Here is a 24,370-nt window from a genome sequence, read left to right as displayed (position 1 = left end):
CCCCGAGGGCCACCGGGGTGGCATGAACAAATGTTTGCAGCGTTCCTGCCCCGCCATGAAATGCTCGGCCGAGAGTCGCCCTGCCGCCGTGCCTGCCAGCGATGCCGCCACCCCGGTGGTGAGTGCCTTCTATGACCGCTTCCCCTACCCCGCCGACCCCCTTCAGGATGGGCCACCGCCCGGATACAACTGGCGTTGGTGTCTCGACAGTGTCTGGGCCTTCACCACAGGGGCCCTGCCCCCGTCGCCGCCGGGTGGCCGTCCCTGGCGGATTCTCGATGCCGGTTGCGGCACCGGTGTCAGCACCGATTACCTCTGCCACCTGAATCCAGGCTCGTCGGTGCTGGCGGTCGACATCAGTGCGGGAGCCCTCGCGGTCGCGCGCGAACGCACCCTCCGTTCCGGTGCGGCGGACCAGGTGGCCGAGCTGCGGATCGAACAGCGCAGCCTGCTGGACCTGGCGGGGGAGGGGCCCTTCGACTACATCAATTCCGTCGGCGTGCTGCACCATCTGCGCGAGCCCGCGGCCGGCCTGCAAGCCCTGGCGGCACTGCTGCGTCCGGGGGGCCTCCTGCATCTCTTTCTCTATGCCGATGGGGGGCGCTGGGAAATTCACCGTGTTCAGCGCAGCCTGGCGCGGCTGGCGGTGGGTGCCGGCGACGAGGGCCTGCGGCTCGGGCGTCAGCTGTTCCGCGATCTGCCCGAGACCAACAGGCTGCGCCGGCACCATGAGCAGCGCTGGGCTCTCGATACGGCAGCGGACCCCAACTTTGCCGACATGTACCTGCATCCTCAGGAGACCAGCTACGACCTGGAACGCCTGATGGCCTTCGTGGCCCGGGCTGATCTCAGCTTTGCCGGTTTTTCCAATCCGGAGGTCTGGGACCCTGCCCGCCTGCTCGGCGGCGCGTTGCTGGAGCGGGCCCTCGCCCTTCCGGAACGGCAGCGCTGGGCCCTGGTCGAAGACCTCGATCCGGACATCAGCCATTTCGAGTTCTTTCTCTCGAGCGGCGCGCTGCACCGGCAGGACTGGCGCGACGATGCTTCGCTTCTGGCGGCCGCCGGCACCCGCAACCGATGCCTGTGGGGCTGGCCCTCCACCAGCCTGCTGGGCCAGGACCTGATGCCGCTCACGATCAGTCCCGACGCCCTGACCCTGATGCAGGGGCTGGAGGCGGCTCCGCCAGGGACCGCCCTCGGTGCCCTGCCCCTCGACTGGTCCGCCCCGCGCCGACTGGCGGCAGCGCGGGAGCTGCTGGCGGCCAGGGTCTTGCTGCCACTGGGATCTGAGGCTGCGTGATAGATTCCGCGCGCAATTCGAGGGGTTGGCGCGATTGACCGTTTCACCACCCTGCCCAGTGGATCAGCCGGCGGTGTCACCACCAGCCGTTGCCGATCCTGCTGTCCCCCTGGCGGGCCTGGCGCAGGTGACGAGCGGTTCTGCACCCACCCCTGACTCAGCTGTTCAGGCCGGTGACGGCATGGACGATTACTTCAGGCTCCAGCAGCGCCTGCAGCTTTTCACGCTGCTCCTCGCCGCTGCCGCCATACCGTCCACGGCCCTGTTGGGTGGCCTCCATGCCGCTTTCGGCGTTCTGGTGGGAGCCTGCGCAGGCCTGCTCTATCTGCGTCTGCTGAGCCGCAGTGTCATGCGTCTGGGTGGCGATCGTCGGAGCGTGGGGAAATCCCAACTGCTCGTTCCCATCCTGTTGGTGCTGGCCGCGTCCCGTCTGCCCCAGCTTGAGCTTCTGCCCGCCTTGCTCGGGTTCCTGCTCTACAAGCCTGCCGTGATCCTGCAGGCCGTTCTTGACGCCTGAATTCCCTGTCCTCCCGTTCAACCTGATGGCTCCGCTGCCCCTCACGCTTCCCTTCGCCGAACTGGAGGTTGGTCAACACCTCTACTGGCAGCTCGGCAACCTCAAGATTCACGGCCAGGTGTTCCTGAGCTCCTGGGTCGTGATCGGCGCTCTGCTGGCTCTGGTGGTTGTCGGCACCCGCAAGCTCGAACGGGATCCGCGGGGCACCCAGAATCTGCTCGAGTTTCTCTGGGACTACATCCGTGACCTCTCCCGGGAGCAGATCGGCGAGAAGGCCTACCGCGACTGGATGCCATTCATCGGCACCCTTTTCCTGTTCATCTTTGTGAGCAACTGGGGTGGTGCCCTGGTGCCCTGGAAGCTCATTCATCTCCCGAGCGGAGAACTCGGGGCTCCCACGGCTGACATCAACACCACGATTGCCCTGGCACTCCTGGTCTCCCTGGCCTACTTCTACGCAGGCCTCAGCAGGAAAGGGTTGCGCTATTTCGAGTATTACGTGGAGCCGACACCGATCATGCTCCCCTTCAAGATCGTTGAAGACTTCACGAAACCTCTCTCCCTCTCCTTCCGTCTTTTTGGCAACATCCTGGCCGATGAACTCGTGGTCGCCGTGCTGGCGTTCCTGGTTCCCCTGGTGGTTCCCCTTCCGGCCATGTTCCTGGGCCTCTTCACCAGTGCCATCCAGGCCCTGATCTTTGCCACCCTCGCCGCCTACTACATCGGAGAGGCTGTCCACGAGGAGCACCACTAGGCCTCGTCGGCTGCTGACCTGTCAGGCGGTCTGGCAAACTCTTGGCGCGCAGGTCCGGCCGCAAGCCGGGCCCGTTTCCGAACCACGGCAACGTCCCAGGCGCCATGGGGATTTCACCCCCGTCCACTCAGCGCTCCCGCAGCGCACTCCATCCTCTCTTCCACCATGGATTCCATCACCTCCGCTGCTTCTGTCGTGGCCGCTGGTCTGGCTGTCGGCCTGGGCGCCATCGGCCCTGGTATCGGTCAGGGCACCGCTGCCGGCGGCGCCGTTGAAGGCATTGCGCGTCAGCCCGAAGCCGAAGGCAAGATCCGGGGCACCCTGCTGCTTTCCCTGGCCTTCATGGAGGCTCTCACCATCTACGGCCTGGTGGTCGCCCTGGTGCTGCTCTTCGCCAACCCCTTCGCTGGTTGAGCGACTCCTGAGTGGACGGAAGGTGAGGGCCGTTGAGCCCTCGCCCTCCCGGACCTCGGCCAACAGCTCCATCCTGATCCATCCAGCGCTTCCATCCCCATGACCAGCTGGCTTCTGCTCGCCGAAGCAGGTGCACCTGAGGGGGGTCTCTTCGACCTCGACGCCACGCTGCCCCTGATGGCAGTGCAGGTGGTACTCCTCACCTTCATCCTCAACTCGCTGTTCTTCCGTCCCGTGGGTCGGGCCGTGGAGGAGCGCGAGGGTTACATCACCACCAGTCGCGCCGAAGCGAAGGAGAAGCTGGCCCAGGTAGCACGCCTGGAGGCCGACCTCCGGGAGCAGCTTAAAGATGCCAGGCAGCAGGCCCAGAAGCTGATCGTGGAGGCCGATCAGGACATGGATCGCCTCTACCGCGAGGCCCTGGCCGCCGCCACCGCCGATGCCAATACGCAGCGTGAAAACGCCCGGCGTGAAATCGATGCCGAGCGCGAGAAGGCCATGGCCCAGCTCGAGACCGACGCCGAGGGCCTCGCCGACCTGATCGTCACCCGTCTTCTGGCTCCAGCGCGATGACTGCCATGACATCTCTACTCGCCAGCCACGGCGGTTTCGGTCTGAACCTCAATCCGTTCGAGACCAACATCATCAATCTGGCGATCGTGATCGCCGCCCTCTGGAAGTTCCTTCCAGGTTTCCTCGGGGGCATTCTCGAGCGCCGTCGGGCCGCCATCCTCGCCGATCTGCAGGATTCCGAACAGCGCCTCGCCCAGGCCACTACCGCACTGGCCCAGGCCCAGCAGGATCTGGCAGCCGCCCGGCAGAAGGCGGAGCAAATCCGAGCTGATGGCAAGGCCAGAGCTGATGCGATCCGTGCCGAGAGTGAGCTGCGCACCATTGAGGAGATGGCTCGCCTCAAGCAGGGCGCCATGGCGGATCTGAGTGCCGAGGCTGCCCGTGTCACCGAAGCCCTTCGTCGCGAGGCGGCGCGCCAGGCCGTCGAAAAGGCTCTGGTCACCCTTCCAGGCAAGCTGGACCCTGCCTCCCAGGCTCGCCTGATCGACCATTCCATCAACAATCTGGGGAACGCCTGATGCCACTCCTCAACACCATCGCCACCCCCTACGCCGAGGCCTTGCTCCAGGTCGCGGACGCCCGCAAGGAAACGGACACCGTGGCCCAGCAGGCCAAGGAAATTCTGGCGATCTGGAGCGCAAGTCCCGAACTCCGTGCTGCCATGGCCTCCCCGGTTCTGGAACCGGAGGCCAAGAAGGCTGCTCTTGGTGGCCTGTTCGGCGAGCAGATCACGCCCTCCCTTCAGAACCTGCTCAAGCTTCTGGCCGATCGCCAGCGGATCGCGGTTCTCGACTCCGTGCTGGTGCGATTTCTCGAGCTCTACAGGGAGCTCCGCAACATCGCCCTGGCCACGGTGACGTCGGCAACCCCGCTCAGTGATCAGCAGCAGCAGGAACTCACCGCCAAGGTCAAGGACCTGGCCGGAACCGACGCCGTGGAAATCGACCTTCAGGTCGATCCCGCCCTGATCGGCGGCTTCATCGTCAGTGTGGGATCCCAGGTGATCGACGCCAGCCTCTCCGGCCAGGTGCGTCGCCTCGGTCTTGCTCTGGCCAAGGTCGGCTAGGCCGTAGCGGCGCCGTTTCGGCGGCCGTCTTCTTCCCCTCCCATCACGCCCCCAGTACCCTCATCTCCCCCTGCGGGGATTTCCTCCCATGGTTTCCATCCGTCCCGACGAGATCAGCGCCATCCTCAAGAAGCAGATTGAGGACTACGACAAGTCGGTCGCCGTCAGCAACGTCGGCACCGTGCTGCAGATCGGTGATGGCATTGCCCGCGTCTATGGCCTCCAGCAGGTCATGGCCGGGGAACTCGTCCAGTTTGAGGACGGTACCGAGGGCATCGCACTCAACCTCGAGGACGACAACGTCGGCGTGGTGCTGATGGGCGAGGGCCGTGGCATTCAGGAGGGCAGCACCGTCAAGGCCACCGGCAAGATCGCCGCAGTCCCCGTCGGTGACGCCATGCTGGGCAGGGTTGTCAACTCGCTGGGGCAGCCCATTGATGGCAAGGGCGACATCGCCACCACCGAGACCCGACTGATCGAGTCGATGGCTCCCGGGATCATCCAGCGCAAGTCGGTGCATGAACCCATGCAGACCGGCATCACCGCCATCGACGCCATGATCCCGATCGGCCGCGGTCAGCGCGAGCTCATCATCGGCGACCGCCAGACGGGCAAGACGGCGATCGGAATCGACACCATCATCAACCAGAAGGGTGAAGATGTCGTCTGCGTCTACGTCGCGGTCGGCCAGAAGGCCGCCTCCGTCGCCAATGTGGTGGAGGTGCTGCGCGAGAAGGGCGCCCTCGACTACACCATTGTCGTGGCGGCGAGTGCCTCCGAGTCGGCTGCGCTGCAATACCTGGCTCCCTACACCGGTGCCGCTTTGGCCGAATCGTTCATGTACAAGGGCAAGGCCACCCTGGTGATTTACGACGATCTCACCAAGCAGGCCCAGGCCTACCGCCAGATGTCCCTGCTGCTGCGTCGTCCTCCCGGTCGTGAGGCCTATCCCGGGGACGTCTTCTACTGCCACAGCCGGCTGCTGGAACGCGCCGCCAAGCTTTCCGATGCCATGGGCAAGGGTTCGATGACGGCCCTGCCGATCATCGAGACCCAGGCCGGTGACGTGTCGGCCTACATTCCCACCAACGTGATCTCGATCACCGACGGTCAGGTGTTCCTGAGTTCCGACCTGTTCAACTCCGGCCTCCGCCCCGCCATCAACGTCGGCATCTCCGTGAGCCGGGTCGGTGGCGCTGCCCAGACCAAGGCGATCAAGAAGATCGCCGGCACCCTCAAGCTGGAGTTGGCCCAGTTCGATGAACTGGCCGCGTTCTCCCAGTTCGCCTCTGACCTCGATGCCGCTACCCAGGCCCAGCTGGCCCGGGGCAAGCGGCTGAGGGAAATCCTCAAGCAGCCCCAGTTCAGCCCCCTCATCCTGGCGGAGCAGGTGGCCGTCGTCTATGCCGGCGTCAAGGGTCTGATCGACGAGATCCCCGTCGAGTCGGTCGTTCAGTTCTGCCGGGAGCTTCGTGAGTACCTCAAGACCAACAAGGCCGACTTCATCTCCAAGGTGCAGACCGAGAAGCAGCTCAGCGAGGACGCTGAAGCCATGCTCAAGGATGCCATCAACGAGGTGAAGTCGACCATGCTGGCCTCGATCTGAGGAGGATCGCTCAGATGGCAAATCTCAAGGAAATCCGCGACCGGATCAGTTCGGTCAAGAACACCCGCAAGATCACCGAGGCCATGCGTCTCGTGGCGGCTGCCAAGGTGCGTCGTGCTCAGGAGCAGGTGTTGCGCAGTCGGCCCTTTGCCGATCGCCTCGCCCGGGTGCTGGAAAACCTCCAGTCCCGCATGCGTTTCGAGGACGTCGACGCCCCTCTGCTTGAGGCCCGGCCGGTTGAAACCATCACCCTGCTGGCCGTCACCGGTGACCGGGGTCTCTGTGGCGGTTACAACGCCAACATCATCAAGCGGACCGAACTTCGCCACGCGGAGCTCAAGGAACAGGGCTACAAGGTTGATCTGGTGCTGATTGGTCGCAAGGCCATCACCTATTTCCAGAACCGCTCCAACATCTACACGGTGCGGGCCACCTTCTCCGGACTGGAGCAGGTGCCCAATGCGGATGAGGCTGGCTCCATCGCCAACGAGATCCTGGCTGAGTTTCTCTCGGCCGCGACCGATCGGGTGGAGATCATTTTCACTAAGTTCATCAATCTGGTGAGCTCCAAGCCGGTCATCCAGACCCTGCTTCCCCTGGATTCCCAGGGGATTGCCACCCCAGAGGATGAGATCTTCCGCCTCACCACCCGGGAGGGTCGGCTGGTGGTGGAGCCGGGCACCATGGCGGCCGCTAACGTGGCTCCCACCCTTCCGTCGGACATCGTCTTCGACCAGAGCCCCGAGCAGCTCCTCAACGCGCTGTTGCCGCTGTACATGCAGAACCAGCTGCTGCGATCCCTGCAGGAAGCTGCGGCCTCCGAGCTGGCCAGCCGGATGACCGCCATGAACAACGCCAGCGACAACGCCAAGGCCCTCGCCAAGACCCTCACCCTCGATTACAACAAGGCCCGCCAGGCGGCCATCACCCAGGAAATCCTCGAAGTCGTGGGTGGCGCGGCGGCGATGGCCTGATGCTCCGCCAGCACTGATCGACACGCCGCTGGTGTCTTGACCGGCTCGGCTGGTCGTTCCCTGATCCCAGGGGGCGCCAGGCGAGCCGGTTTTTTCATGCCGCCGTGGCCTGAGGGGGCCATGGCCCGCTGTCAGGCTGGAGCGCTTGCCCCCGGTTCACCCCATGGCGCAGCCGCCGACCGCCCGCCACCCGGACGCCGGGATCGCCAGGGGGCAGGCCCCGCTCTCCTCCGAGCTCAGGATTCAGCCCCTGTTTCCCGTCGCCCTGGCCCAGGTGCAGCTGCGGCCCGATCCCCTCGATCTGGCCAGGCAGCTCCAGACGCTTCTCGCCCTGCGCGGTGAAGCCCGCAGCAATCCGGATCCCGGTTGTGCCTGGACCGGAGATCTGCACGGGGTCTGGAACCTGCAGGGCCACCCCACCTTCGCGCCGCTGGTGGCGGAGCTCTGCGGTCATGCCCGCAGCTTCCTGACGCAGCTGGGTTTTGACCTGGACCGGCTGGCGCTGCACATCCAACGCTGCTGGCCCGTCGTGAGCGAGCCTGACCAGGTGATCGGTCGCCACCATCATCCGAACGCCCATCTCAGCGCCGTCTACTACTTCAACGGTGATGGCAGTGGGGCACAGGGTTGCCTGCGGCTCTTCCCCCAGCGCCAGGTGAATGAGCTGGTTCCCGGCATGGCCGTGGGCCATGGCGGGCCGCTGGGCCCCTCGCCCTGGACCCTTCCCTGGATCGACGTCGCCCCCCGGGCTGGACTGTTGCTGCTCTTCCCTTCCTGCCTGGAGCATGCGGTGCTGCCCAACGGGGATCCTGACGATCTGCGCTGCTCCCTGAGCCTCGATCTGGCGCTCACCGCCCCGGCGGGATCCGCGCCGCCGGAATACCTTGCCCCCCACCCCAGCCACTGGCAGGAGCCATGAGCTGGGAGGATGGGTGCCCTCCAGCACCGATCCGACCTACTCCGTGAACGACGAGCCCCAGACCTTCACGATCACTGCTGCGATTGACGGCACCACCCACACGTTTTCCTGTCGGGCCGACCAGACCGTGCTGGCAGCGGCGGAGGCCGCCGGGGTTCCCCTGCCCAGCTCCTGCTGTTCCGGGGTGTGCACCACCTGTGCGGCCCTGATCAGCACGGGCGAGGTCCGCCAGCCGGATGCGATGGGCGTCAAGCAGGAACTCCAGCAGGCCGGCTATGCCCTGCTGTGTGTGGCCTATCCCACCAGTGATCTCAGCCTCACGGCGGGCATGGAGGATGCCCTCTACCAGCTCCAGTTCGGCCAATACCAGAAGTGAGGCTCCAGGGATGGATCCGCTCTGGCGACTGAAGCCGTTGGCGCTGCGCCTGCGGCGCGGGGAAGGTCCGCTGCGCCCGCAGATCCTCCGGGCGCTGAGCGCCCATGGACGGCCGCTGCGCTGGGCGATCACGGCCGTCCAGGGTGACGAGCTGGCCGTCGAGGCGGTCGTGGTCTGCGTCTCACCGCAGCCGTGACGACGGCTGCCCCCTTCCCCACCCTGCTGGTCGTGCCCACGGGGATCGGCTGCGCCGTGGGCGGCTTCGCCGGCGATGCCCTGCCGGCGGCTCGCCTGCTGGCCGCGGCCAGCGGCTGCCTGATCACCCACCCCAACGTGATGAACGGGGCTGCGCTGTACTGGCGCGACCCCAGCATCCACTACGTGGAGGGTTCGGCCCTGGATCGCTTTGCGGCAGGAAACCTCGCCCTGCGTCCGGGGCGTTGCCAGCGGGTCGGGGTGCTCCTGGACGCTGGCATCGAAGCCGATCTGCTCCAGCGCCACCTCCAGGTCGTGGAGGCCTGCCGCGCCACCCTGGGCCTGCAGATCGGCCCGGTGCTGTGCACCGATGCCCCCCTGGCGGTGAGTCTTGCCGAGGGGCCGAGCGGAGCGAGCTGGGGAAGCCTGGGCCGTCCGGATGCCCTGTTGCGGGCGGGGGAGCGGCTCAAGGCAGCCGGTGCCACCGCGATCGCCGTGGTGGCCCGCTTTCCGGATGATCCCGACAGTGAGGCCCTCGCGGCCTACCGGAGCGGTTCGGGCGTGGATGCCCTGGCCGGCGCCGAAGCCGTGATCAGCCACCTGCTCACCGATCACCTGGGCCTGCCCTGTGCCCATGCCCCTGCCCTGGGTCCCCTGCCGCTGAACCCGGGCCTGGACCCCCGCGCCGCCGCCGAGGAACTGGGGTACACGTTCCTGCCCTGCGTGCTGGTGGGCCTCAGCGGAGCTCCCGATCTGGTGCCCCTGAGCGAGCCCGGCGAGGGCCGGATCGATCCGCAGTGGCTGCATCCAGCCAGGATCGGGGCGGTGGTGGCTCCTGCGGGTGCCCTGGGGGGGGCAGCGGTGCTGGCCTGCGCCGAGCGGGGGGTCCCGCTGATCGCGGTGGACAATCCCTGCGTGCTGCAGGTCGATGCGGAGGCCCTCGGCCTGGAGGCCATCGCCGCCTCGAGCTTTGCGGAGGCCGCCGGCCTTGTCCTCGCCCTGCGGGAGGGCATCTGTCCTGGGGCTCTGGGCCGACCGTTCTCCCCCCTGCCACCGCTGGTCTCCGCGCCCCCGGGCCGCGGGGTGTCTCATTCCCGGTGATAGGGCCCGCCCTGGAGGATCGTCTGCACGCGGTACAGCTGCTCCACCAGCAGCAGCCGGGCCAGCTCATGGGGGAAGGTGAGGGCCGAGAGGCTGAGCTGCCAGCGCGCCTGGGCCCGCAGGGCCGGATCGAGACCGTCGGCCCCGCCGATCACGAAGGCCAGGCGGTCCGAGCCGCACTGCCGCAGCTGCTCGGCCAGCTCCATGGAGCGGAAGGTGCGGCCCTCCTCGCTCAGGGTGACCAGCTGTTCATCGCTGCGCAGTTCCCCGCGGATGGCCTGGGCTTCCCGCCGCGGATCGCTGTCCCGGAGCTCCACGATCGTCAGTCCGGGCAGACGTTGGCAGTACAGCGCCACGCCTTCGCGCACCCATCCCTTGCGCACCCTGCCCACGGCGATGATGCGGATCCGGTCGGCTCTCAGCACGGAGGCCCCTGCCCTCAGCGCAGGCAGGCCATCGGGTGGCGGGGCGCCAGGCCCAGGGCCCTGGCCACCCCCGGATGGCAGACCGAGCCATCGACCGTGTTGAGGCCCGAGAGCAGTTCGGGCCGGTCCGTGACCGCCTCGGCGAGGCCACGGCCCGCCATCACCAGGATGTAGGGGAGGGTGACGCTGACCAGGGCCTCGGTGGAGGTGAACGGAACGGCCCCCGGCATGTTCCCCACCGCATAGTGCTGCACCCCATGGATGCTCTGGACGGGATCGGTATGGGTCGTCTCCCGGCTGGTGGCGATGCAGCCCCCCTGGTCGATCGCCACGTCCACGATCACTGAACCGGGCTTCATCTGGCGCACCAGCTCCTCCTCCACCAGGGTCGGGGCTCGACCACCGGGGGTGAGCACGGCGCCGATCACCAGATCGGCCCCGGGCACGAGGCGCTCCACCAGGCTGCGGCTGCTGACCAGGTTGAACAGGCGGCCGCGGCGGTCGGCCTCCAGCTGGCGCAGGCGCTGGGGTGAGCGATCCAGCAGAAACACTTCGGCATCCATGGCCGCGGCGATCCGGGCCGCATTCCAGCCCACGGTGCCGGCGCCGAGCACCACCACCCGGGCTGGGCGCACCCCGGTGCATCCCCCCATCAGGATGCCGCGGCCGCCATGGGGCTTTTCCAGCAGGTGGGCGCCCACCTGGGCAGCCAGACGACCGGCGATCTCGCTCATCGGGGCCAGCAGCGGCAGGCTGGTGTCCTCCAGCTGCACCGTCTCGTAGGCCACAGCTGTGGTGCCCGCCTCCAGCAGGGCCCGTCCCACATCCGGATAGGCCGCCAGATGCAGATAGGTGAACAGCACCAGGTCGCTGCGCAGATAGGGGAACTCCTCCGGTTGGGGCTCCTTGACCTTCACGACCAGATGGGCGGCCCAGGCGTCCTCGCGGCTCACCAGCCGCGCACCGGCGGCGGCGAAGGCGTCATCGCCGATGCCGGCGCCGAGGCCGGCACCTTCCTGAACCCGCACCTCCATGCCCTGGGTCACCAGTTCCCGAACCCCGTCGGGGGTGAGGGCCACGCGTCGCTCATCCCGCTTGATCTCGGTCGGCACCCCGATGCTCGCCATCGGTGCGGTGAGCTGGTGAGGCGAAGCCTGGGCAGCCATCAAGTGCAGGAGGTGCGACACCAGCCTGGCTCAGCCGGCGGCGATCGGCATGCGCCAGCCGCTGTCGAAGGCGTGACCGCTCACCTTCAGCACCGGCGGCGCCTGGCGGCGCTTGAATTCGGCCCGCCGCAGCAGGGTGCTGACCCGTTCGGCCAGCTCAGGATCGGTGCCCTCGGCCACAAGCTCCCGCTGGCTGCGCCGCTCCTCCACCAGGGCCCTGAGCAACGGGTCCAGTTCCCCATAGTCCGGCAGGGAGTCGGTGTCGCGCTGGTCGGGCCTGAGTTCGGCGCTGGGGGGCTTGTGGCGGATCGCGGCGCCGATCAGCTCCCCCCGCTCCGGCAGGCCCAGGGACCGGCGGCAGGGGAGAGCGGCCGGACTGTCCAGCCAGGCCGCCAGGGTGAACACGCTGGTCTTGTAGACGTCCCCGATCACGGCCAGACCCCCGTTCATGTCGCCGTACAGGGTGCAGTAGCCCACCGCCAGCTCCGATTTGTTGCCGGTCGAGAGCAGCAGCCGTCCCTGCTGGTTGGCCACGGCCATCAGCAGCGTGCCGCGGATGCGTGATTGCAGATTCTCGGCGGTGAGACCCGACGGCGGCTGGCCCAGTGCCGGGGTCAGGGCCGTGTCGAAGCCCGCCATCAGGCCGGTGATCGGCAGGGTGTGGGTGATGAGGCCGAGACGCCCCGCCAGGGCCAGGGCGTCGTCGGTCGCGCCGCTGGAACTCCAGGGGGAGGGCATCAGCAACGCCCGCACCTGCTCGGCCCCCAGCGCCGCCGTGGCGATCACCGCCACCAGGGCTGAATCGATGCCCCCACTGAGCCCCAGCAGGGCCCGCTGGAAACCGCATTTGCCGGCGTAATCCCGCACGCCCAGCACCAGGGCGCGGAACAACTGTTCGAGGGGCTCGGGCAGGACGGCGTCCGCTGGTGGGCCCGGGGCGGGGTGCCTTCCGGGACTCCAGGTCTTCAGATCCTCCGTGCAACAGGCCAACTGGCAGGCCAGCTCGCCGCAGGCCTCCACCACGAAACTGGCTCCGTCGAAGACCAGTTCGTCGTTGCCGCCCACCTGGTTCACGTACACCACCGGGCAGTTGAGCCGTCGCGCCGCACGGCGGGCCAGGGCATGGCGCAGTGGCACCTTGGCCTGGCCGAAGGGCGAGGCGGAGAGATTGAGCAGGAGGTCCACCCGGCTCGGCAGCAGGGCGGCGACCGGATCGGGGCCGGCCAGGCGGTGCCCCTGCAGCTCCTCCTCCACCCAGAGGTCCTCGCAGATGGTGAGCCCCAGGCGCCAGCGCTGCCCCCGCCGTTCCAGCTCCAGCACGGCGGCGGCGTCACCCGGGAGGAAGTAGCGCTGCTCGTCGAACACGTCGTAGGTGGGCAGCAGCAGCTTGCGCGCCACCACCCGCCAGCCGGCGGCCTCCACCAGGGCCACGGCATTGAACAGGTTGGGCAGCTGGCCTCCACCCTTCGGCTCGGCGATGCCCACCAGCAGGGCCAGCTCGGGCATGGTGCGCGCCAGCTCCTGCACCATCGCCTCGAGCACCTCCTGCTGCCGGGTCAGCCGGGTCGGCTGCAACAGCAGATCCCGCGGTGGGTAGCCCCACAGCGAGAGTTCGGGGGTGAGCACGAGGTCGGCGCCCCGGCTCGCCGCCTGGCGGCAGGCGGCGAGGATCCGCTCCCCGTTTCCCGCCAGGTCGCCCACCAGAGGGTTGATCTGGGCCAGGGCAAGGCGCATCACGAGGGGCGTTCGAGGCCGTAGAGATTGTGCTCCAGCAGCACCGGCCAGACCGACGCCGGGATCTGGCTGGGATCCGGCTGCCGCCGCACAGCCGAGCTCGCGGAGGCTGGGATGGACAGCGGCAGGATCTCGAGCTGCGCGCCCAGGGCGCGGAGGGGCTCCAGCTGGTCCGGTTCGATCGACCACCCGCGGCGCGGGACGATGGCGAGGCGGCAGCCCTGCAGCAGGGCCCTGGCCTGCTTCCAGCGGGGAATCTGGGGGGCCAGATCACTTCCCACCACAAAGACCAGCTCCGCGTCAGGCCAGCGGGCGGCAGCCCGCTCCAGGGTGGTGATCGCCCAGGGGCTGCTCAGGTCCTGATGCAGACGGAGGCGTGGATTGCCGATGGCTTCCACCAGGGCCGCCAGCAGTGCGGTGCGCTGGGTCAGGGGAGCCCCATGCTGCTTGAGGGGGTTGTCACTGGCCCAGGTGGCCACCTGGGGGAACTGCTCCAGCAGCCTGACCAGCAGGGCCTGGTGTCCCCGGGTGGGAGGGTCGGCGCTGGTGCCGAACAGGGCGATCCGGCCGGGCCCTCCAGAGGGGGTGTCAGCGATGGTGCTCACGGCAGCAGGGCGCGCCAGGAGGGGGCGGGCCCATCCGCGGCGGCCCCCGCCGCGGTGTCGGATGTGGTGTGGGCCGTGCTGTCGGGCCAGCGCCCCAGCCACCGGCGCACCTGGGGATCCGTGGCGGCCAGGCGGCGCAGCAGGGCTGCAGGTGTTCCCCCCCGCCGGGTGCTGCTCAGCAGTTCCTGGGCAGCCAGGCGGCCCGTGCGGCGGGTCGTGTGCACCGCCAGCGCCGCCTGGGCGATGGCGACGGGGGCGGCAGGCGCGAGGCTGAGGCCACCAGTGAGGGGGGCGGCCACGAGCAGCAGTTGCCGAACCCCCCCGAGCAGGACCTGAATCCCCAGCTGGGCGCCGCCCAGAAGGGCGTTGTGGCCCGACAGACGGGTGAGCAGATCCCGGGCGGCCCGCCCGCCCATCGGCAGGCCGTAGAGCTGGCAGAGTTGCATCACCAGGGCCGTGTCACAGGCCAAGCCCCCGGCCAGGTCCAGCAGCACCAGCGGGTTGGCCGCCACGCCCGTGGCCTTGAGGGCGGCAAAGCGGCCGATCAGCCCCTGGGCGGCCTTCTGACTGTGCCGCAACCGGGTTTCCTGGAGGGACCGCTGGAACCGCTCCGCGCTGCGCAGCGCGTTGATCGCCAGCAGCAGCTCACCCTGGGAGTCGAGGCACTGCAGCAGGGCGACCTGCAGAGGTTCCACGGCCGGGGGCCGGCGGGTGGAGCGAATCCGGCCATCGGCCATCTGGAAGGCCTGCCGGGGGGCCGCGGCCACGGGGAGCAGCTCCAGCTGACGGGCCTCGGCGGGCAGCCGACGCCGAATGCCGGCCAGCAGGTTCGCCCGTTCGGCCTCTGACCAGGAATCGCAGCGGTTCAGCACCAGCATCAGGGGCTTGCCACTGGCCAGCAGGACCTCAAGGGCCTCGAGATCCACCTGGCTGAGATCCCCGTCGAGCACGAACAGGACCAGATCGGAGCCGAGGGCCACACGGCGTGCCAGGCGGCCGCGGGCGGCCGCGGCGATCTCGTCGATGCCCGGGGTGTCCACCAGCTCCACGGCCGCCAGGGTCGACAGGGCAGGGGCCCAGGTCGTCGCGGCCTGACGGCGGGTGCAGCCATGGGCCACGTCCGTCGCGAAGGTCTCCTGGCCCAGCAACGCATTGAGCAGGCTCGACTTGCCCACGCCGACCCGGCCGAAGACCACGATCCGGAGCACCCCGCGCTCGAGGCGCTCGAGCTGGCGATCGAGGTTGGCGAGTTCCCCGGCCAGCCAGCTGTGTTCTCGGCTGCTCAGCTGCAGCTGCCTGCGCCAGTGCCCCAGCCACTGCGCACAGCGCTGGGCGGTGGGGGGGGGCTGGGGTTGGCTCTGGCTGCTGGCCGGGGTCATGGGAGGGCCTCTCCGCCGGCCGGCTGGGGGCGCCGCCACCAGCCGGCCAGCACCGCCAGCACCGCCTCGGCGCCGATCACCCCGACAAAGCCCCCGAATTCGTCGACCACCACGCGCACGCCGCCGCTGTTGCGCCGGAAGCCGGTGAGCAGGCGATCCGCCCGGATCATTTCGGGGACGTACTCCACCGGTTCGCTGAGGTCCGCTGGAGTGAGCTCGCTGTGGCCCTGAAGCAGGGCTGTGAGCAGCCGCTCCCGACTGGCCACCCCGAGAATCTCATCCACCTCCTCCCCCAGCACCACCCACCACGGGGCGTTGTTGTCCAGCAGTTCGCTCTGGGCCGCCGCCAGGCTGCCGGCCCCCGCGAGGGTGGGGGCCGCCACCCGGGGGGTCATCAGGTCGCGGGCGGTGAGGTCGTTGAGCTGGAAGACCTTGGCGATCATGGCGGCTTCATCCGCCTCGATCTGGCCCTTCTGGGAGCCGAGGCGGGCCAGCAGCCGGATTTCCTCCTCATCCGTGCTGATTTCACTCTCGGCGGTGATCGCCGGCAGGAGCCGCTCGAGCAGCAGCACCAGCGGCAGCATGATCCTGCCGAGGATCGCCAGCGCCGGAGCACTGGCGAGGGCCACCGGCAGAGCCAGCCGACTGCCGAGTGCCTTCGGCAGGATCTCCCCCAGGAGGATCACCAACAGGGTCAGCCCCACCGAAAACAGCGGCAGGGCGACTCCCTCCACGCCGTACTGGCGGAACACTTCGGCGGCATAGCCGCCAAGCATGAGGCTGCCGAAGATGTTGAAGCCGTTGTTCGCGATCACCAGCACCGACAGGGTCCGTCCCAGGCGCTGGCGCAGCTGCTCGAGGCGCCGGGCTCCCCTGACGGGGCGGGGGCGGGCCGCCAGCTCATGAATCCTCACCGGGTTGACCGTGAGCAGCGCGGCCTCGATTCCGGAACAGAGGGCCGAACCGACGAGGACCACCACCACCAGCAGCACCAGGCCCAGCAGGTCGTTCATTCAGGTGGTGGGGCCTTGGGCCATGGCACCATTTAATCGGCCCGCGCCGCAGCTGGCCCAGACTGGCCGCCAGGATTGGCCCAGCCGGGCGCCCGTGCATGTCGATTTATGCCGAGCGGCGCAGCCGCTTCCTCCAGCAGCTTGGAGGTGCTGCCGCAGTGATCCCGGCGGCGCCGCTGGTCACCCACCACGCTGACTGCGAGTACCCGTTCCGTCAGAACAGCGACTTCTGGTACCTCACCGGCTTTGACGAGCCCGATGCGGTGGCCCTCTTCCTGCCCCACCACGAGGAGGCGCGCTTCGTACTCTTCGTCCATCCCAAGGAGCCCTCGGCCGAGGTCTGGAACGGGGTCCGCTGGGGGACCGAGGGCGCCGTGAGCCGCTTCGGTGCCGATCGGGCCCATCCGCTGGCCGAGCTGCCCGAGCGCCTGGCCGACTATCTGCAGGGCGCCGAAGGCATTGCTTTCCGGATCGGCCGCCATCCCCAGGTCGAACCGCTGGTGCTGCAGGCCTGGGGGCAGCAGCTCGATCGGGCACCGCGCCGGGGCAGCGCCGCCCTCGGGCTCGTGGCCCCCTGTCCGCTGCTGCACGAACTGCGGCTCCGCAAGGCACCTGAGGAGCTGGAGCGCCTCCGGGAGGCGGCCCGCATCTCGGCGGAGGCCCACGAGCTGGCGCGGCAGGTGAGCCGCCCGGGCCTGAACGAGCGCCAGGTCCAGGCCGTGATCGAGCAGCATTTCCTGGAGCAGGGGGCCCGGGGCCCGGCCTACGGTTCAATCGTGGCCGGTGGTGACAACGCCTGCGTGCTGCACTACACCGCCAACAGCGCGCCCCTGCGGGATGGGGAGCTGCTGCTGATCGACGCGGGCTGCAGCCTGCCCGACTACTACAACGGCGACATCACCCGCACCTTTCCGATCAACGGCCGCTTCAGTGCCGAGCAGCGCGAGCTGTATGCCCTGGTGCTCGCGGCCCAGGAAGCCGCCGTGGCGGCCGTGGCGCCAGGCCAGACGGCCGAATCGGTCCACGACACGGCCGTGCGGGTGCTGGTGGAGGGTCTGGTGGCCCTGGGGCTTCTGGCCGGCGACGTGGACGGCATCATCGAGCAGGGTGCCTACCGGCATCTGTACATGCACCGCACCGGCCACTGGCTGGGCCTCGACGTGCACGATGTCGGCGCCTACCGTCTCGGCGAGCATCCCGTGCAGCTGGTTCCCGGCATGGTGCTCACGGTGGAGCCGGGCCTCTACGTGAGCGACCGTCTGCCGGTGCCGGAGGGGCAGCCGGCCATCGAAGCCCGCTGGAAAGGCATCGGCATCCGCATCGAGGACGACGTGGCCGTGACGGACCGGGGCCATGAGATCCTCACGGCCGCTGCAATGAAGAGCCTCAGTGCGATGGAGCGCTGAGCAGCGGCTCCAGGCAGGGCAGGACGCTCGCCGTGGCCGGGATCACCAGATCGGCGCCCGCGTCCCGCAGAGCAGCTTCGTAGCGGCTGCGGCCGGGGCCATCGGCGTGGAGGTGGGGGGGCGCCACGGCCAGGGCCACGAAGCGTTGCTGGGGCAGGACCTGCCGGGCTTGGGCGATCGTGAGCACGTCCGCCACGGTGTCGCCCAGGTAGAAGACCGGCGGGCTGGAGGCCTGACCCAGGCCTGGTTCCGCCAGACGGTTCGCCAGCTCCAGCAGTCCGGTGGGGTTCGGCTTGTCGGGTGCGTCCCCCATGGCGATCAGGGGCGGATCCACCAGCCCGAGCCGCTGCTCCAGCACAAAACGGGCCGACGGAGGTTCGGCGCCGCTCACGAAACCCCACGCCAGGCCCGCCTCATCCAGGGTCTGGAAGAAGGAACGCTCCACGAGCAGTGGTTCGCGGCCGATGAAACCCTGCCAGTGGGCCGGGTCCCCCTCCGGATCACCGCCGAAGTAGAAGCGGCTGAACACCTCCACGAGCGCCGTGAAATCGGGCAGGGGCGTGTGGCCGCGGCGACGCAGCAGTTCCAGGGACGCTTCCCAGTCGTTGTTCCAGAGACCTTCCCCCTTGAGGGCATCGATCGACGCGGCATCGGGGCGCCAACCGCAGTAGTGGTGCACTGTCTCGGCCAGGGCACGGCGGTAGCTGCCGGCCACGTCGCGGATCACGCCATCGATGTCGAACAGCAGGATGGCGCGAGGATTCAGCGGGAGCAGGAGCAGGGCTGCTGGTAGGTTAGTTCTTTGATCTTCTGTCTTGAGCGTCGACACCATGACAGCCACCGAAAGCGCCGCCGGCGCGGCCGTGAGCGATGCGCCCGAGGTGGTCGCTGCCACGGACGACACCTCTGCTCAGGGGCGCCCGGTCATGCGTGGTGGCAGCGCTGCCCTGGCCTCAGCCACGATCGATGAGGACGGGGTCCCTTCCGGCTATACCCCCAAGGCCGATGAGGGGCGCTTCCTGTTGAAGATCCTCTGGCTGCCGGATAACGTCGCTCTCGCCGTCGATCAGATCGTCGGTGGTGGTCCGAGCCCCCTCACCGCCTATTTCTTCTGGCCCCGGGAGGATGCCTGGGAAACCCTGAAGACTGAGCTCGAAGGCAAGAGCTGGATCACGGACAACGAGCGCGTGGAGATTCTCAACAAGGCCACGGAAGTGATCAACTACTGGCAGGAAGAAGGCAAGGGCAAGAGTCTCGATGAGGCCAAGCTCAAATTCCCCGACGTGACCTTCTGCGGAACCGCCTGATCGCCCCCACGCCTCCGGTCGTCCGGGTTGCTGGCGCTCCCCTTCTTGGAGGAGCGCTTTTTTTGACCGCCCAGAGCCCCCCGGATGGGCCAAGGCCATGGGGACATGGGGACATGCCGCGCGGTGAAGCACCTGCCCGATCAGGGCCTGCTGCCCTGATCAACGGGTTTACTGTCAAGGATCAGGGCTGGACGGCTGCTCGTGTCCACCGTGAAGCTGCGCTGCTCGCGCCCGACGGTGCCGTCCCCAGCGACAACGGTCAGCTCCCCCTGCAGGATCATCTGCGGGCCCACCCGGCTCACCTCCTGAAGGCCGGCGACACCGACCTGCTGAATCGCCGGAGAAAGGGGCGGCACGGTTTCGAACACCTCCGCGGCAGTCCCCCCCAGGTAGCCGCGTGCCTGTTCGTAGTCCCTGCGGCTCAGGGCGGCGTAGAAGCCCTGGATGCTGGCAGCCGCCTGCTCGAAGCTGGTGTCGGCCCCGGCGGAGTCCCCGGCGGAGTCCCCGGCGGAGTCCCCGGCGGAGTCGCGGTCGCCGTTGTTCGCTTGAGGATCGTCCCCAGCGTTGGCCAGATCAGGTGGGGCTTCGGGAGGCGGCTCCTCGACCGGGACGGCTGGTTCCAACGGTGGAGTCTCCCGCACGATCGGACTGCGGGGAGCTCGCTGCAGCAGCAGCACAGGTCCCAGCAGGGCGAGGATCAGGCCGCCCACGAGAATGCCCACCACCGCCAGCAGTCCTGCGCTGCGCCAGCCGCCGCTGCGCAGGCCGCCGGCCAGTGAGACGCGTCCGGCTGTTCTGGAGGCTGCCGCCAGGTCGGACGCGATCGGCAGAGGGGGCGGCGGCGGGGGGAGCTGGCCGGGGGGCATCCTGAGCAGGCCTCGGAGCACCTCCTCCATCCGCCGGCAGATGGCAGGCGCAAACACCGCTTGCAGTTCCTGCAGCAGCCGGCCATGCAGCTCCGGATCAAGCCGAGGGTCGGCCAGGTTGAGCGCCTCGGTGATGGTTGGGGAGCTCACGAGGTGGCTCAGGGCCGGCCGCAGCTCGATCTGCTCGATGCCGCAGAGCTCTGCGGCCAGCGTCTGCAGGCGGATCAGGCGGCTGGCCTGGCCCCGCCAGTCTTCGCTGAGCAGCCTCTCCCTGAGGGCGGCCCCGAGCTGGTGGTCGTTCATGGCTGTTGAGGACGGCACACCACGACGGTTGGGCGCCGCGGTGGCGATGGCGTCCTGGGCAGGGGACTGGCCAGGAGCGTGGCTCCAGCTTGGCGCTTCCGCCCAGTGCTGGCTCCATTCAGCAGTCCCCGGGCGGTGGCCTTCCCGCTCCATGCGAAAGGCCAGCGATGACCGGTACTGGTCATCGCTGGCCTGGGTCTGAACCTGCCGCTGGAGGGCGGAACGGCCAGGAACGGTGGGTCAGCCGGGCACCCGGGTGGCTTGCAGCCAGGCCCTGGCCTGGGCCAAAGCCTGCTGGGCCTTGAGCTTCTCGGTGCTCGAGGGCTGGCCTTCGAACCGGACCGCGGCCTGCTGGGCCTCCTCAAAACGGGCTTCGGCGGCCGCCGGATCGATGGTGCTGCCGAGCTGGGCACGGTTGACCAGCACCGTGATCTCGTCGGCCTCCACTTCGGCGAAACCGCCGAGCAGTGCGATGGTCGACCAGCTGTTGCCCTCCCGCAGCCGCATCACACCGGTGTCGAGGGCCGCCAGCATGGTGACGTGGCCAGGGAGGATGCCCATCTGCCCCGTGGTGCTGGGGAGAATCACTTCCTCAGTGGTGCCGTCGAAGACGCTCTGGTCCGGGGCCAGAACTCGCAAGGTGAGAGACATGGTGGAACCTCAGGATTGATGGAGGGGGATCAACCCTTGGAATCGGCCAGGATCTTCTCGGCCTTGGCCTTCACTTCATCGATGCTGCCGACCAGGTAGAAGGCGGCCTCGGGGAGATGATCCAGCTCACCGGCGAGGATCATGTTGAAGCCCTTGATGGTCTCCTCGAGCTTCACGTACTTGCCAGACATGCCGGTGAAGACCTCGGCCACAAAGAAGGGCTGGGAGAGGAACTTCTCGATCTTGCGGGCGCGGTCCACCGTGCGGCGGTCGTCTTCGGACAGTTCGTCCAGACCCAGAATCGCAATGATGTCCTGGAGCTCCTTGTAGCGCTGCAGGGTGGACTGCACGGCCCGGGCGGTGCGGTAGTGCTCGTCGCCCACCACGGCCGGCTGAAGCATGGTGCTGGTGGAATCCAGGGGGTCCACGGCGGGGTAGATGCCCTTGGAGGCCAGGCCGCGGCTGAGCACGGTGGTGGCGTCCAGGTGGGCGAAGGTGGTGGCCGGAGCGGGGTCGGTCAGGTCGTCCGCGGGCACGTAGACGGCCTGGATCGAGGTGATCGAGCCCTCCAGGGTGGAGGTGATGCGTTCCTGCAGCATGCCCACGTCGGTGCCCAGGGTGGGCTGGTAGCCCACAGCGGATGGCATGCGGCCCAGCAGCGCCGACACTTCGGATCCGGCCTGCACGAAGCGGAAGATGTTGTCCACGAACAGCAGCACGTCCTGCTTGTTGGCGTCACGGAAGTGCTCAGCCATGGTGAGGGCTGACAGCCCCACCCGCATGCGGGCGCCGGGGGGCTCGTTCATCTGGCCGTAGCAGAGCGCCACCTTCGACTTGGAGAGGTCGTCGGGGTTGATCACGCCGGACTCCTTGAACTCCTCATAGAGGTCATTGCCCTCACGGGTGCGCTCACCCACGCCGGCGAACACGGATACGCCGCCGTGCTCCTTGGCGATGTTGTTGATCAGCTCCTGGATCAGCACGGTCTTGCCCACGCCGGCGCCGCCGAACAGGCCCACCTTGCCCCCCTGGCGGTAGGGCGCCAGCAGGTCGATCACCTTGATGCCGGTCTCGAAGACCTTGGGCTTGGTCTCCAGCTCGGTGAGGCTGGGGGCGGCCCGGTGGATCGAGGCCGTCTCGGAGGTGGTCACGGGGCCCTGCTCATCCACGGGCTCGCCGAGCACGTTGAAGATGCGACCCAGGGTGGCCTCACCCACGGGCACGGAGATGGGGGCGCCGGTGTCGAGGGCTTCCATGCCGCGCACCAGGCCATCGGTGCTGCTCATGGCCACGGCCCGGACCCGGTGATCGCCGAGCAGCTGCTGCACTTCAGCGGTGAGGGCGACGTTCTGGCCGGCGGAGTTCTTCGCCTCGATGCGCAGAGCGTTGTAAATCTTGGGCAGCTTGCCGGCCGGGAATTCAACGTCAAGCACCGGGCCGATCACCTGCCGGACGATGCCTTTGGTGCCGGTGGCAGTAGCAGCAGCCATATGTATGGAGGGTCGCGGAGGGCGCTGGACAGGGAGGGTGCTGAAACGATCCCTGCCCGCTGGGAGCCGGGCAACCTTACCACTCGGCCGCTGTCGCCCCGCTCGGTACGGTCACCCGCACAGGGCATGGGTGGCCAGCCCGGCCGCTCTCGGCATAGGTTGGCACTCGTGTGGAGCGAGTGCTAACTCCTCCCGCGAAATGGCGTCTCAGACGCCATGTCGTTGCTGTCGCATCTATCCATGGCTGCTGTTTCCCTCAGCGTCTCCACGGTCAAACCCCTTGGAGATCGCATTTTCATCAAGGTCTCTGAGTCTGAAGAAAAGACTGCCGGCGGGATCCTGCTCCCCGACACTGCCAAGGAAAAGCCCCAGGTGGGCGAGGTGGTCCAGGTGGGTCCCGGCAAGCGCAACGATGACGGCACCCGCCAGGCTCCTGAAGTGAGCGTGGGTGACAAGGTCCTCTACAGCAAGTACGCCGGTACCGACGTCAAGCTCGGCACCGATGAGTACGTCCTGCTGTCCGAGAAGGACATCCTCGCCATCGTCAGCTGAGCGCCCGGGCCCCGTGTCTGGCGTCCTTCGGGACCCCACGGAGCCTGCTTCTGCCAGCACGGTCTTCAACGAACACTTCCACAGGATTTCCGACTCCCATGGCTAAACGCATCATCTACAACGAGCAGGCCCGTCGTGCCCTCGAAAAGGGCATTGACATCCTCGCCGAATCCGTTGCCGTGACCCTTGGTCCCAAGGGCCGCAACGTGGTTCTCGAGAAGAAGTTCGGCGCTCCCCAGATCATCAACGACGGCGTCACCATCGCCAAGGAGATCGAGCTCGAGGATCACATCGAGAACACCGGTGTGGCCCTGATCCGTCAGGCCGCCTCCAAGACCAACGATGCCGCCGGTGACGGCACCACCACCGCCACGGTGCTGGCCCACGCCATGGTCAAGGCGGGTCTGCGCAACGTCGCCGCCGGCGCCAACGCCATCACCCTGAAGAAGGGCATCGACAAGGCTTCCGATTTCCTGGTCAAGAAGATCGAGGAGCACGCCAAGCCGATCTCCGACTCCAACGCCATCGCCCAGGTGGGCACCATCTCCGCCGGCAACGACGAAGAGGTGGGCCGCATGATCGCCGATGCGATGGACAAGGTCGGCAAGGAGGGCGTGATCTCCCTGGAAGAAGGGAAGTCGATGACCACCGAGCTGGAGGTCACCGAGGGGATGCGCTTCGACAAGGGCTACATCTCCCCCTACTTCGCCACCGACACCGAGCGGATGGAAGCGGTGCTCGAGGAGCCCTACATCCTGCTCACCGACAAGAAGATCGGCCTGGTGCAGGATCTGGTGCCCGTGCTCGAGCAGATCGCCCGCACCGGCAAGCCCCTGCTGATCATCGCCGAGGACATCGAGAAGGAAGCCCTCGCCACCCTGGTGGTGAACCGCCTGCGCGGTGTGCTGAACGTGGCGGCTGTGAAGGCTCCCGGCTTCGGTGACCGCCGCAAGGCCATGCTCGAGGACATCGCCGTTCTCACCAACGGTCAGCTGATCACCGAGGATGCCGGCCTCAAGCTGGAGAACACCAAGCTGGAGATGCTGGGCTCGGCCCGCCGCATCACCATCAACAAGGACACCACCACCATCGTGGCCGAGGGCAACGAGGTGGCCGTCAAGGCCCGCTGCGAGCAGATCCGCAAGCAGATGGACGAAACCGACTCCTCCTACGACAAGGAGAAGCTGCAGGAGCGTCTGGCCAAGCTGAGCGGCGGTGTGGCCGTGGTCAAGGTGGGCGCCGCCACCGAGACCGAGATGAAGGACAAGAAGCTGCGCCTGGAAGATGCCATCAACGCCACCAAGGCGGCCGTTGAGGAGGGCATCGTTCCTGGGGGCGGCACCACCCTGGCCCACCTGGCTCCTGCCCTCGAGGAATGGGCTGCGGCCAACCTGTCCGGCGAGGAGCTGATCGGCGCCACCATCGTGGCCGCCGCCCTCACCGCGCCCCTCAAGCGCATCGCCGAGAATGCCGGTGCCAACGGCGCCGTCGTGGCCGAGCACGTCAAGAACAAGCCCTTCAACGAGGGCTACAACGCCGCCACCGGCGAGTACGTCGACATGCTGGCCGCCGGCATCGTGGATCCCGCCAAGGTGACCCGCTCCGGCCTCCAGAATGCCGCCTCGATCGCTGGCATGGTGCTCACCACCGAGTGCATCGTGGCCGATCTCCCCGAGAA

At 68.1% G+C, this 24,370-nt stretch carries 27 protein-coding genes; 17 read left to right on the top strand and 10 right to left on the bottom strand.

Going from position 1 to position 24,370, the window contains the following annotated elements; all coding sequences use genetic code 11:
• Positions 1–55 precede the first annotated feature (55 nt).
• The 13 genes from ACLD7X_RS02860 (at position 56) to ACLD7X_RS02800 (ending at position 9,795) form a co-directional block, all read left to right on the top strand.
• Entirely contained in the window at positions 56–1,300 is a 1,245-nt protein-coding gene (locus ACLD7X_RS02860; protein ID WP_411421952.1) for a class I SAM-dependent methyltransferase, read from the top strand.
• Positions 1,301–1,481: 181 nt separating this feature from the next.
• Positions 1,482–1,817, top strand: a complete 336-nt coding sequence (locus ACLD7X_RS02855) for an ATP synthase subunit I (RefSeq protein WP_425625054.1) — start codon at positions 1,482–1,484, stop codon at positions 1,815–1,817.
• Between the two features lie 25 nt (positions 1,818–1,842).
• Positions 1,843–2,571: a F0F1 ATP synthase subunit A gene (atpB, locus tag ACLD7X_RS02850; RefSeq protein WP_411421950.1), complete on the top strand. Its 729-nt coding sequence runs from the start codon at positions 1,843–1,845 to the stop codon at positions 2,569–2,571.
• A gap of 165 nt (positions 2,572–2,736) precedes the next feature.
• A complete protein-coding gene (gene atpE, locus ACLD7X_RS02845; protein WP_010315318.1) occupies positions 2,737–2,985 on the top strand; it encodes an ATP synthase F0 subunit C in 249 nt (82 codons plus the stop codon).
• A 99-nt stretch (positions 2,986–3,084) separates the two neighbouring features.
• The gene (locus tag ACLD7X_RS02840) at positions 3,085–3,558 is read left to right on the top strand and encodes a F0F1 ATP synthase subunit B' (protein ID WP_411421949.1); all 474 of its coding nucleotides are present in this window, start codon (positions 3,085–3,087) and stop codon (positions 3,556–3,558) included.
• Positions 3,559–3,563: 5 nt separating this feature from the next.
• Positions 3,564–4,076: a F0F1 ATP synthase subunit B gene (locus ACLD7X_RS02835; RefSeq protein ID WP_411421948.1), complete on the top strand. Its 513-nt coding sequence runs from the start codon at positions 3,564–3,566 to the stop codon at positions 4,074–4,076.
• Positions 4,076–4,624 (top strand): ATP synthase F1 subunit delta, encoded by a 549-nt coding sequence (gene atpH / locus ACLD7X_RS02830; protein ID WP_411421947.1) that lies wholly within the window; start codon positions 4,076–4,078, stop codon positions 4,622–4,624. Before ACLD7X_RS02835 ends, atpH begins: the two co-directional genes overlap by 1 nt.
• Positions 4,625–4,712: 88 nt before the next feature.
• The gene (atpA, locus tag ACLD7X_RS02825; RefSeq protein ID WP_411421946.1) at positions 4,713–6,230 is read left to right on the top strand and encodes a F0F1 ATP synthase subunit alpha; all 1,518 of its coding nucleotides are present in this window, start codon (positions 4,713–4,715) and stop codon (positions 6,228–6,230) included.
• A 14-nt stretch (positions 6,231–6,244) separates the two neighbouring features.
• The gene (locus ACLD7X_RS02820; RefSeq protein WP_411421945.1) at positions 6,245–7,204 is read left to right on the top strand and encodes a F0F1 ATP synthase subunit gamma; all 960 of its coding nucleotides are present in this window, start codon (positions 6,245–6,247) and stop codon (positions 7,202–7,204) included.
• A 163-nt stretch (positions 7,205–7,367) separates the two neighbouring features.
• Positions 7,368–8,123: a TIGR02466 family protein gene (locus ACLD7X_RS02815; protein WP_411421944.1), complete on the top strand. Its 756-nt coding sequence runs from the start codon at positions 7,368–7,370 to the stop codon at positions 8,121–8,123.
• 13 nt (positions 8,124–8,136) lie between these two features.
• Positions 8,137–8,499: a 2Fe-2S iron-sulfur cluster-binding protein gene (locus ACLD7X_RS02810; protein WP_411421943.1), complete on the top strand. Its 363-nt coding sequence runs from the start codon at positions 8,137–8,139 to the stop codon at positions 8,497–8,499.
• Positions 8,500–8,509: 10 nt separating this feature from the next.
• On the top strand, positions 8,510–8,695 hold the full coding sequence (locus ACLD7X_RS02805) for a hypothetical protein (RefSeq protein WP_411421942.1): 186 nt from the start codon (positions 8,510–8,512) through the stop codon (positions 8,693–8,695).
• Positions 8,692–9,795 (top strand): DUF3326 domain-containing protein, encoded by a 1,104-nt coding sequence (locus ACLD7X_RS02800; protein WP_411421941.1) that lies wholly within the window; start codon positions 8,692–8,694, stop codon positions 9,793–9,795. Before ACLD7X_RS02805 ends, ACLD7X_RS02800 begins: the two co-directional genes overlap by 4 nt.
• On the opposite strand, the gene ACLD7X_RS02795 is transcribed toward ACLD7X_RS02800, so the two are convergent.
• Genes ACLD7X_RS02795 through ACLD7X_RS02770 form a run of 6 tightly spaced genes read right to left on the bottom strand, consistent with a single transcriptional unit; the run spans position 9,783 to position 16,117 of the window.
• Positions 9,783–10,220, bottom strand: coding sequence for a 23S rRNA (pseudouridine(1915)-N(3))-methyltransferase RlmH (locus tag ACLD7X_RS02795; RefSeq protein WP_411421940.1), 438 nt, complete (start codon positions 10,218–10,220; stop codon positions 9,783–9,785). The genes ACLD7X_RS02800 and ACLD7X_RS02795 overlap by 13 nt on opposite strands.
• A gap of 14 nt (positions 10,221–10,234) precedes the next feature.
• Positions 10,235–11,386 carry an alanine dehydrogenase gene (gene ald / locus ACLD7X_RS02790; protein WP_412006922.1) on the bottom strand — a complete coding sequence of 384 codons (1,152 nt, stop codon included), beginning with the start codon at positions 11,384–11,386 and terminating at the stop codon, positions 10,235–10,237.
• 30 nt (positions 11,387–11,416) lie between these two features.
• Complete coding sequence (locus ACLD7X_RS02785; protein ID WP_411421938.1) at positions 11,417–13,120, bottom strand: NAD+ synthase; 1,704 nt, start codon at positions 13,118–13,120, stop codon at positions 11,417–11,419.
• Positions 13,120–13,725, bottom strand: a complete 606-nt coding sequence (locus ACLD7X_RS02780) for a nicotinate-nucleotide adenylyltransferase (protein WP_411421937.1) — start codon at positions 13,723–13,725, stop codon at positions 13,120–13,122. The genes ACLD7X_RS02785 and ACLD7X_RS02780 overlap by 1 nt, the downstream gene beginning before the upstream one ends.
• Positions 13,722–15,104 carry a GTP-binding protein gene (locus ACLD7X_RS02775; protein ID WP_411421936.1) on the bottom strand — a complete coding sequence of 461 codons (1,383 nt, stop codon included), beginning with the start codon at positions 15,102–15,104 and terminating at the stop codon, positions 13,722–13,724. The genes ACLD7X_RS02780 and ACLD7X_RS02775 overlap by 4 nt, the downstream gene beginning before the upstream one ends.
• Positions 15,101–16,117, bottom strand: coding sequence for a CNNM domain-containing protein (locus tag ACLD7X_RS02770; RefSeq protein ID WP_411421935.1), 1,017 nt, complete (start codon positions 16,115–16,117; stop codon positions 15,101–15,103). The genes ACLD7X_RS02775 and ACLD7X_RS02770 overlap by 4 nt, the downstream gene beginning before the upstream one ends.
• A 98-nt stretch (positions 16,118–16,215) precedes the next feature.
• Between ACLD7X_RS02770 and ACLD7X_RS02765 the strand changes: the two genes are divergently transcribed.
• Positions 16,216–17,523 carry an aminopeptidase P N-terminal domain-containing protein gene (locus tag ACLD7X_RS02765; protein WP_411421934.1) on the top strand — a complete coding sequence of 436 codons (1,308 nt, stop codon included), beginning with the start codon at positions 16,216–16,218 and terminating at the stop codon, positions 17,521–17,523.
• Here the strand turns inward: ACLD7X_RS02765 and ACLD7X_RS02760 are convergent.
• Positions 17,504–18,355 carry a TIGR01548 family HAD-type hydrolase gene (locus ACLD7X_RS02760; protein WP_411422002.1) on the bottom strand — a complete coding sequence of 284 codons (852 nt, stop codon included), beginning with the start codon at positions 18,353–18,355 and terminating at the stop codon, positions 17,504–17,506. The two genes, ACLD7X_RS02765 and ACLD7X_RS02760, sit on opposite strands and share 20 nt — an antisense overlap.
• On the opposite strand from ACLD7X_RS02760, the gene ACLD7X_RS02755 reads away from it, so the two are divergent.
• A complete protein-coding gene (locus ACLD7X_RS02755) occupies positions 18,354–18,830 on the top strand; it encodes a 30S ribosomal protein PSRP-3 (protein ID WP_411421933.1) in 477 nt (158 codons plus the stop codon). The two genes, ACLD7X_RS02760 and ACLD7X_RS02755, sit on opposite strands and share 2 nt — an antisense overlap.
• A 140-nt stretch (positions 18,831–18,970) precedes the next feature.
• Here the strand turns inward: ACLD7X_RS02755 and ACLD7X_RS02750 are convergent, their stop codons facing one another.
• From ACLD7X_RS02750 to atpD, 3 genes are all read right to left on the bottom strand, one after another.
• Positions 18,971–19,999 carry a hypothetical protein gene (locus ACLD7X_RS02750; RefSeq protein ID WP_412006921.1) on the bottom strand — a complete coding sequence of 343 codons (1,029 nt, stop codon included), beginning with the start codon at positions 19,997–19,999 and terminating at the stop codon, positions 18,971–18,973.
• A gap of 240 nt (positions 20,000–20,239) precedes the next feature.
• Positions 20,240–20,650, bottom strand: coding sequence for an ATP synthase F1 subunit epsilon (atpC, locus tag ACLD7X_RS02745; RefSeq protein WP_411421931.1), 411 nt, complete (start codon positions 20,648–20,650; stop codon positions 20,240–20,242).
• Between the two features lie 29 nt (positions 20,651–20,679).
• Positions 20,680–22,140, bottom strand: coding sequence for a F0F1 ATP synthase subunit beta (gene atpD / locus ACLD7X_RS02740; RefSeq protein WP_411421930.1), 1,461 nt, complete (start codon positions 22,138–22,140; stop codon positions 20,680–20,682).
• 240 nt (positions 22,141–22,380) lie between these two features.
• On the opposite strand from atpD, the gene groES reads away from it, so the two are divergent.
• Both groES and groL read left to right on the top strand, forming a co-directional pair.
• Positions 22,381–22,692, top strand: coding sequence for a co-chaperone GroES (gene groES, locus ACLD7X_RS02735; RefSeq protein ID WP_411421929.1), 312 nt, complete (start codon positions 22,381–22,383; stop codon positions 22,690–22,692).
• A gap of 98 nt (positions 22,693–22,790) precedes the next feature.
• The coding region (gene groL, locus ACLD7X_RS02730; protein WP_411421928.1) for a chaperonin GroEL at positions 22,791–24,370 on the top strand (1,580 nt) is incomplete at its 3' end.

This window comes from Aphanothece microscopica RSMan92, from assembly GCF_046613545.2.
GTDB lineage: Bacteria > Cyanobacteriota > Cyanobacteriia > PCC-6307 > Cyanobiaceae > NIES-981.
This window is presented reverse-complemented; position numbering and strand designations above follow the sequence as displayed.

Coding starts and splice junctions, on each gene's coding strand:
- ACLD7X_RS02765 (WP_411421934.1), top strand. CDS start 16,216: ATGTCGATTTATGCCGAGCGGCGCAGCCGCTTCCTCCAGCAGCTTGGA.
- ACLD7X_RS02820 (WP_411421945.1), top strand. CDS start 6,245: ATGGCAAATCTCAAGGAAATCCGCGACCGGATCAGTTCGGTCAAGAAC.
- ACLD7X_RS02815 (WP_411421944.1), top strand. CDS start 7,368: ATGGCGCAGCCGCCGACCGCCCGCCACCCGGACGCCGGGATCGCCAGG.
- ACLD7X_RS02855 (WP_425625054.1), top strand. CDS start 1,482: ATGGACGATTACTTCAGGCTCCAGCAGCGCCTGCAGCTTTTCACGCTG.
- ACLD7X_RS02755 (WP_411421933.1), top strand. CDS start 18,354: ATGACAGCCACCGAAAGCGCCGCCGGCGCGGCCGTGAGCGATGCGCCC.
- groES (WP_411421929.1), top strand. CDS start 22,381: ATGGCTGCTGTTTCCCTCAGCGTCTCCACGGTCAAACCCCTTGGAGAT.
- ACLD7X_RS02840 (WP_411421949.1), top strand. CDS start 3,085: ATGACCAGCTGGCTTCTGCTCGCCGAAGCAGGTGCACCTGAGGGGGGT.
- ACLD7X_RS02775 (WP_411421936.1), bottom strand. CDS start 15,104: ATGACCCCGGCCAGCAGCCAGAGCCAACCCCAGCCCCCCCCCACCGCC.
- ACLD7X_RS02860 (WP_411421952.1), top strand. CDS start 56: ATGAAATGCTCGGCCGAGAGTCGCCCTGCCGCCGTGCCTGCCAGCGAT.
- ACLD7X_RS02785 (WP_411421938.1), bottom strand. CDS start 13,120: ATGCGCCTTGCCCTGGCCCAGATCAACCCTCTGGTGGGCGACCTGGCG.
- ACLD7X_RS02805 (WP_411421942.1), top strand. CDS start 8,510: ATGGATCCGCTCTGGCGACTGAAGCCGTTGGCGCTGCGCCTGCGGCGC.
- ACLD7X_RS02835 (WP_411421948.1), top strand. CDS start 3,564: ATGACATCTCTACTCGCCAGCCACGGCGGTTTCGGTCTGAACCTCAAT.
- atpH (WP_411421947.1), top strand. CDS start 4,076: ATGCCACTCCTCAACACCATCGCCACCCCCTACGCCGAGGCCTTGCTC.
- ACLD7X_RS02760 (WP_411422002.1), bottom strand. CDS start 18,355: ATGGTGTCGACGCTCAAGACAGAAGATCAAAGAACTAACCTACCAGCA.
- ACLD7X_RS02770 (WP_411421935.1), bottom strand. CDS start 16,117: ATGAACGACCTGCTGGGCCTGGTGCTGCTGGTGGTGGTGGTCCTCGTC.
- atpD (WP_411421930.1), bottom strand. CDS start 22,140: ATGGCTGCTGCTACTGCCACCGGCACCAAAGGCATCGTCCGGCAGGTG.
- atpC (WP_411421931.1), bottom strand. CDS start 20,650: ATGTCTCTCACCTTGCGAGTTCTGGCCCCGGACCAGAGCGTCTTCGAC.
- atpB (WP_411421950.1), top strand. CDS start 1,843: ATGGCTCCGCTGCCCCTCACGCTTCCCTTCGCCGAACTGGAGGTTGGT.
- atpA (WP_411421946.1), top strand. CDS start 4,713: ATGGTTTCCATCCGTCCCGACGAGATCAGCGCCATCCTCAAGAAGCAG.
- ACLD7X_RS02750 (WP_412006921.1), bottom strand. CDS start 19,999: ATGAACGACCACCAGCTCGGGGCCGCCCTCAGGGAGAGGCTGCTCAGC.
- ald (WP_412006922.1), bottom strand. CDS start 11,386: ATGGCTGCCCAGGCTTCGCCTCACCAGCTCACCGCACCGATGGCGAGC.
- atpE (WP_010315318.1), top strand. CDS start 2,737: ATGGATTCCATCACCTCCGCTGCTTCTGTCGTGGCCGCTGGTCTGGCT.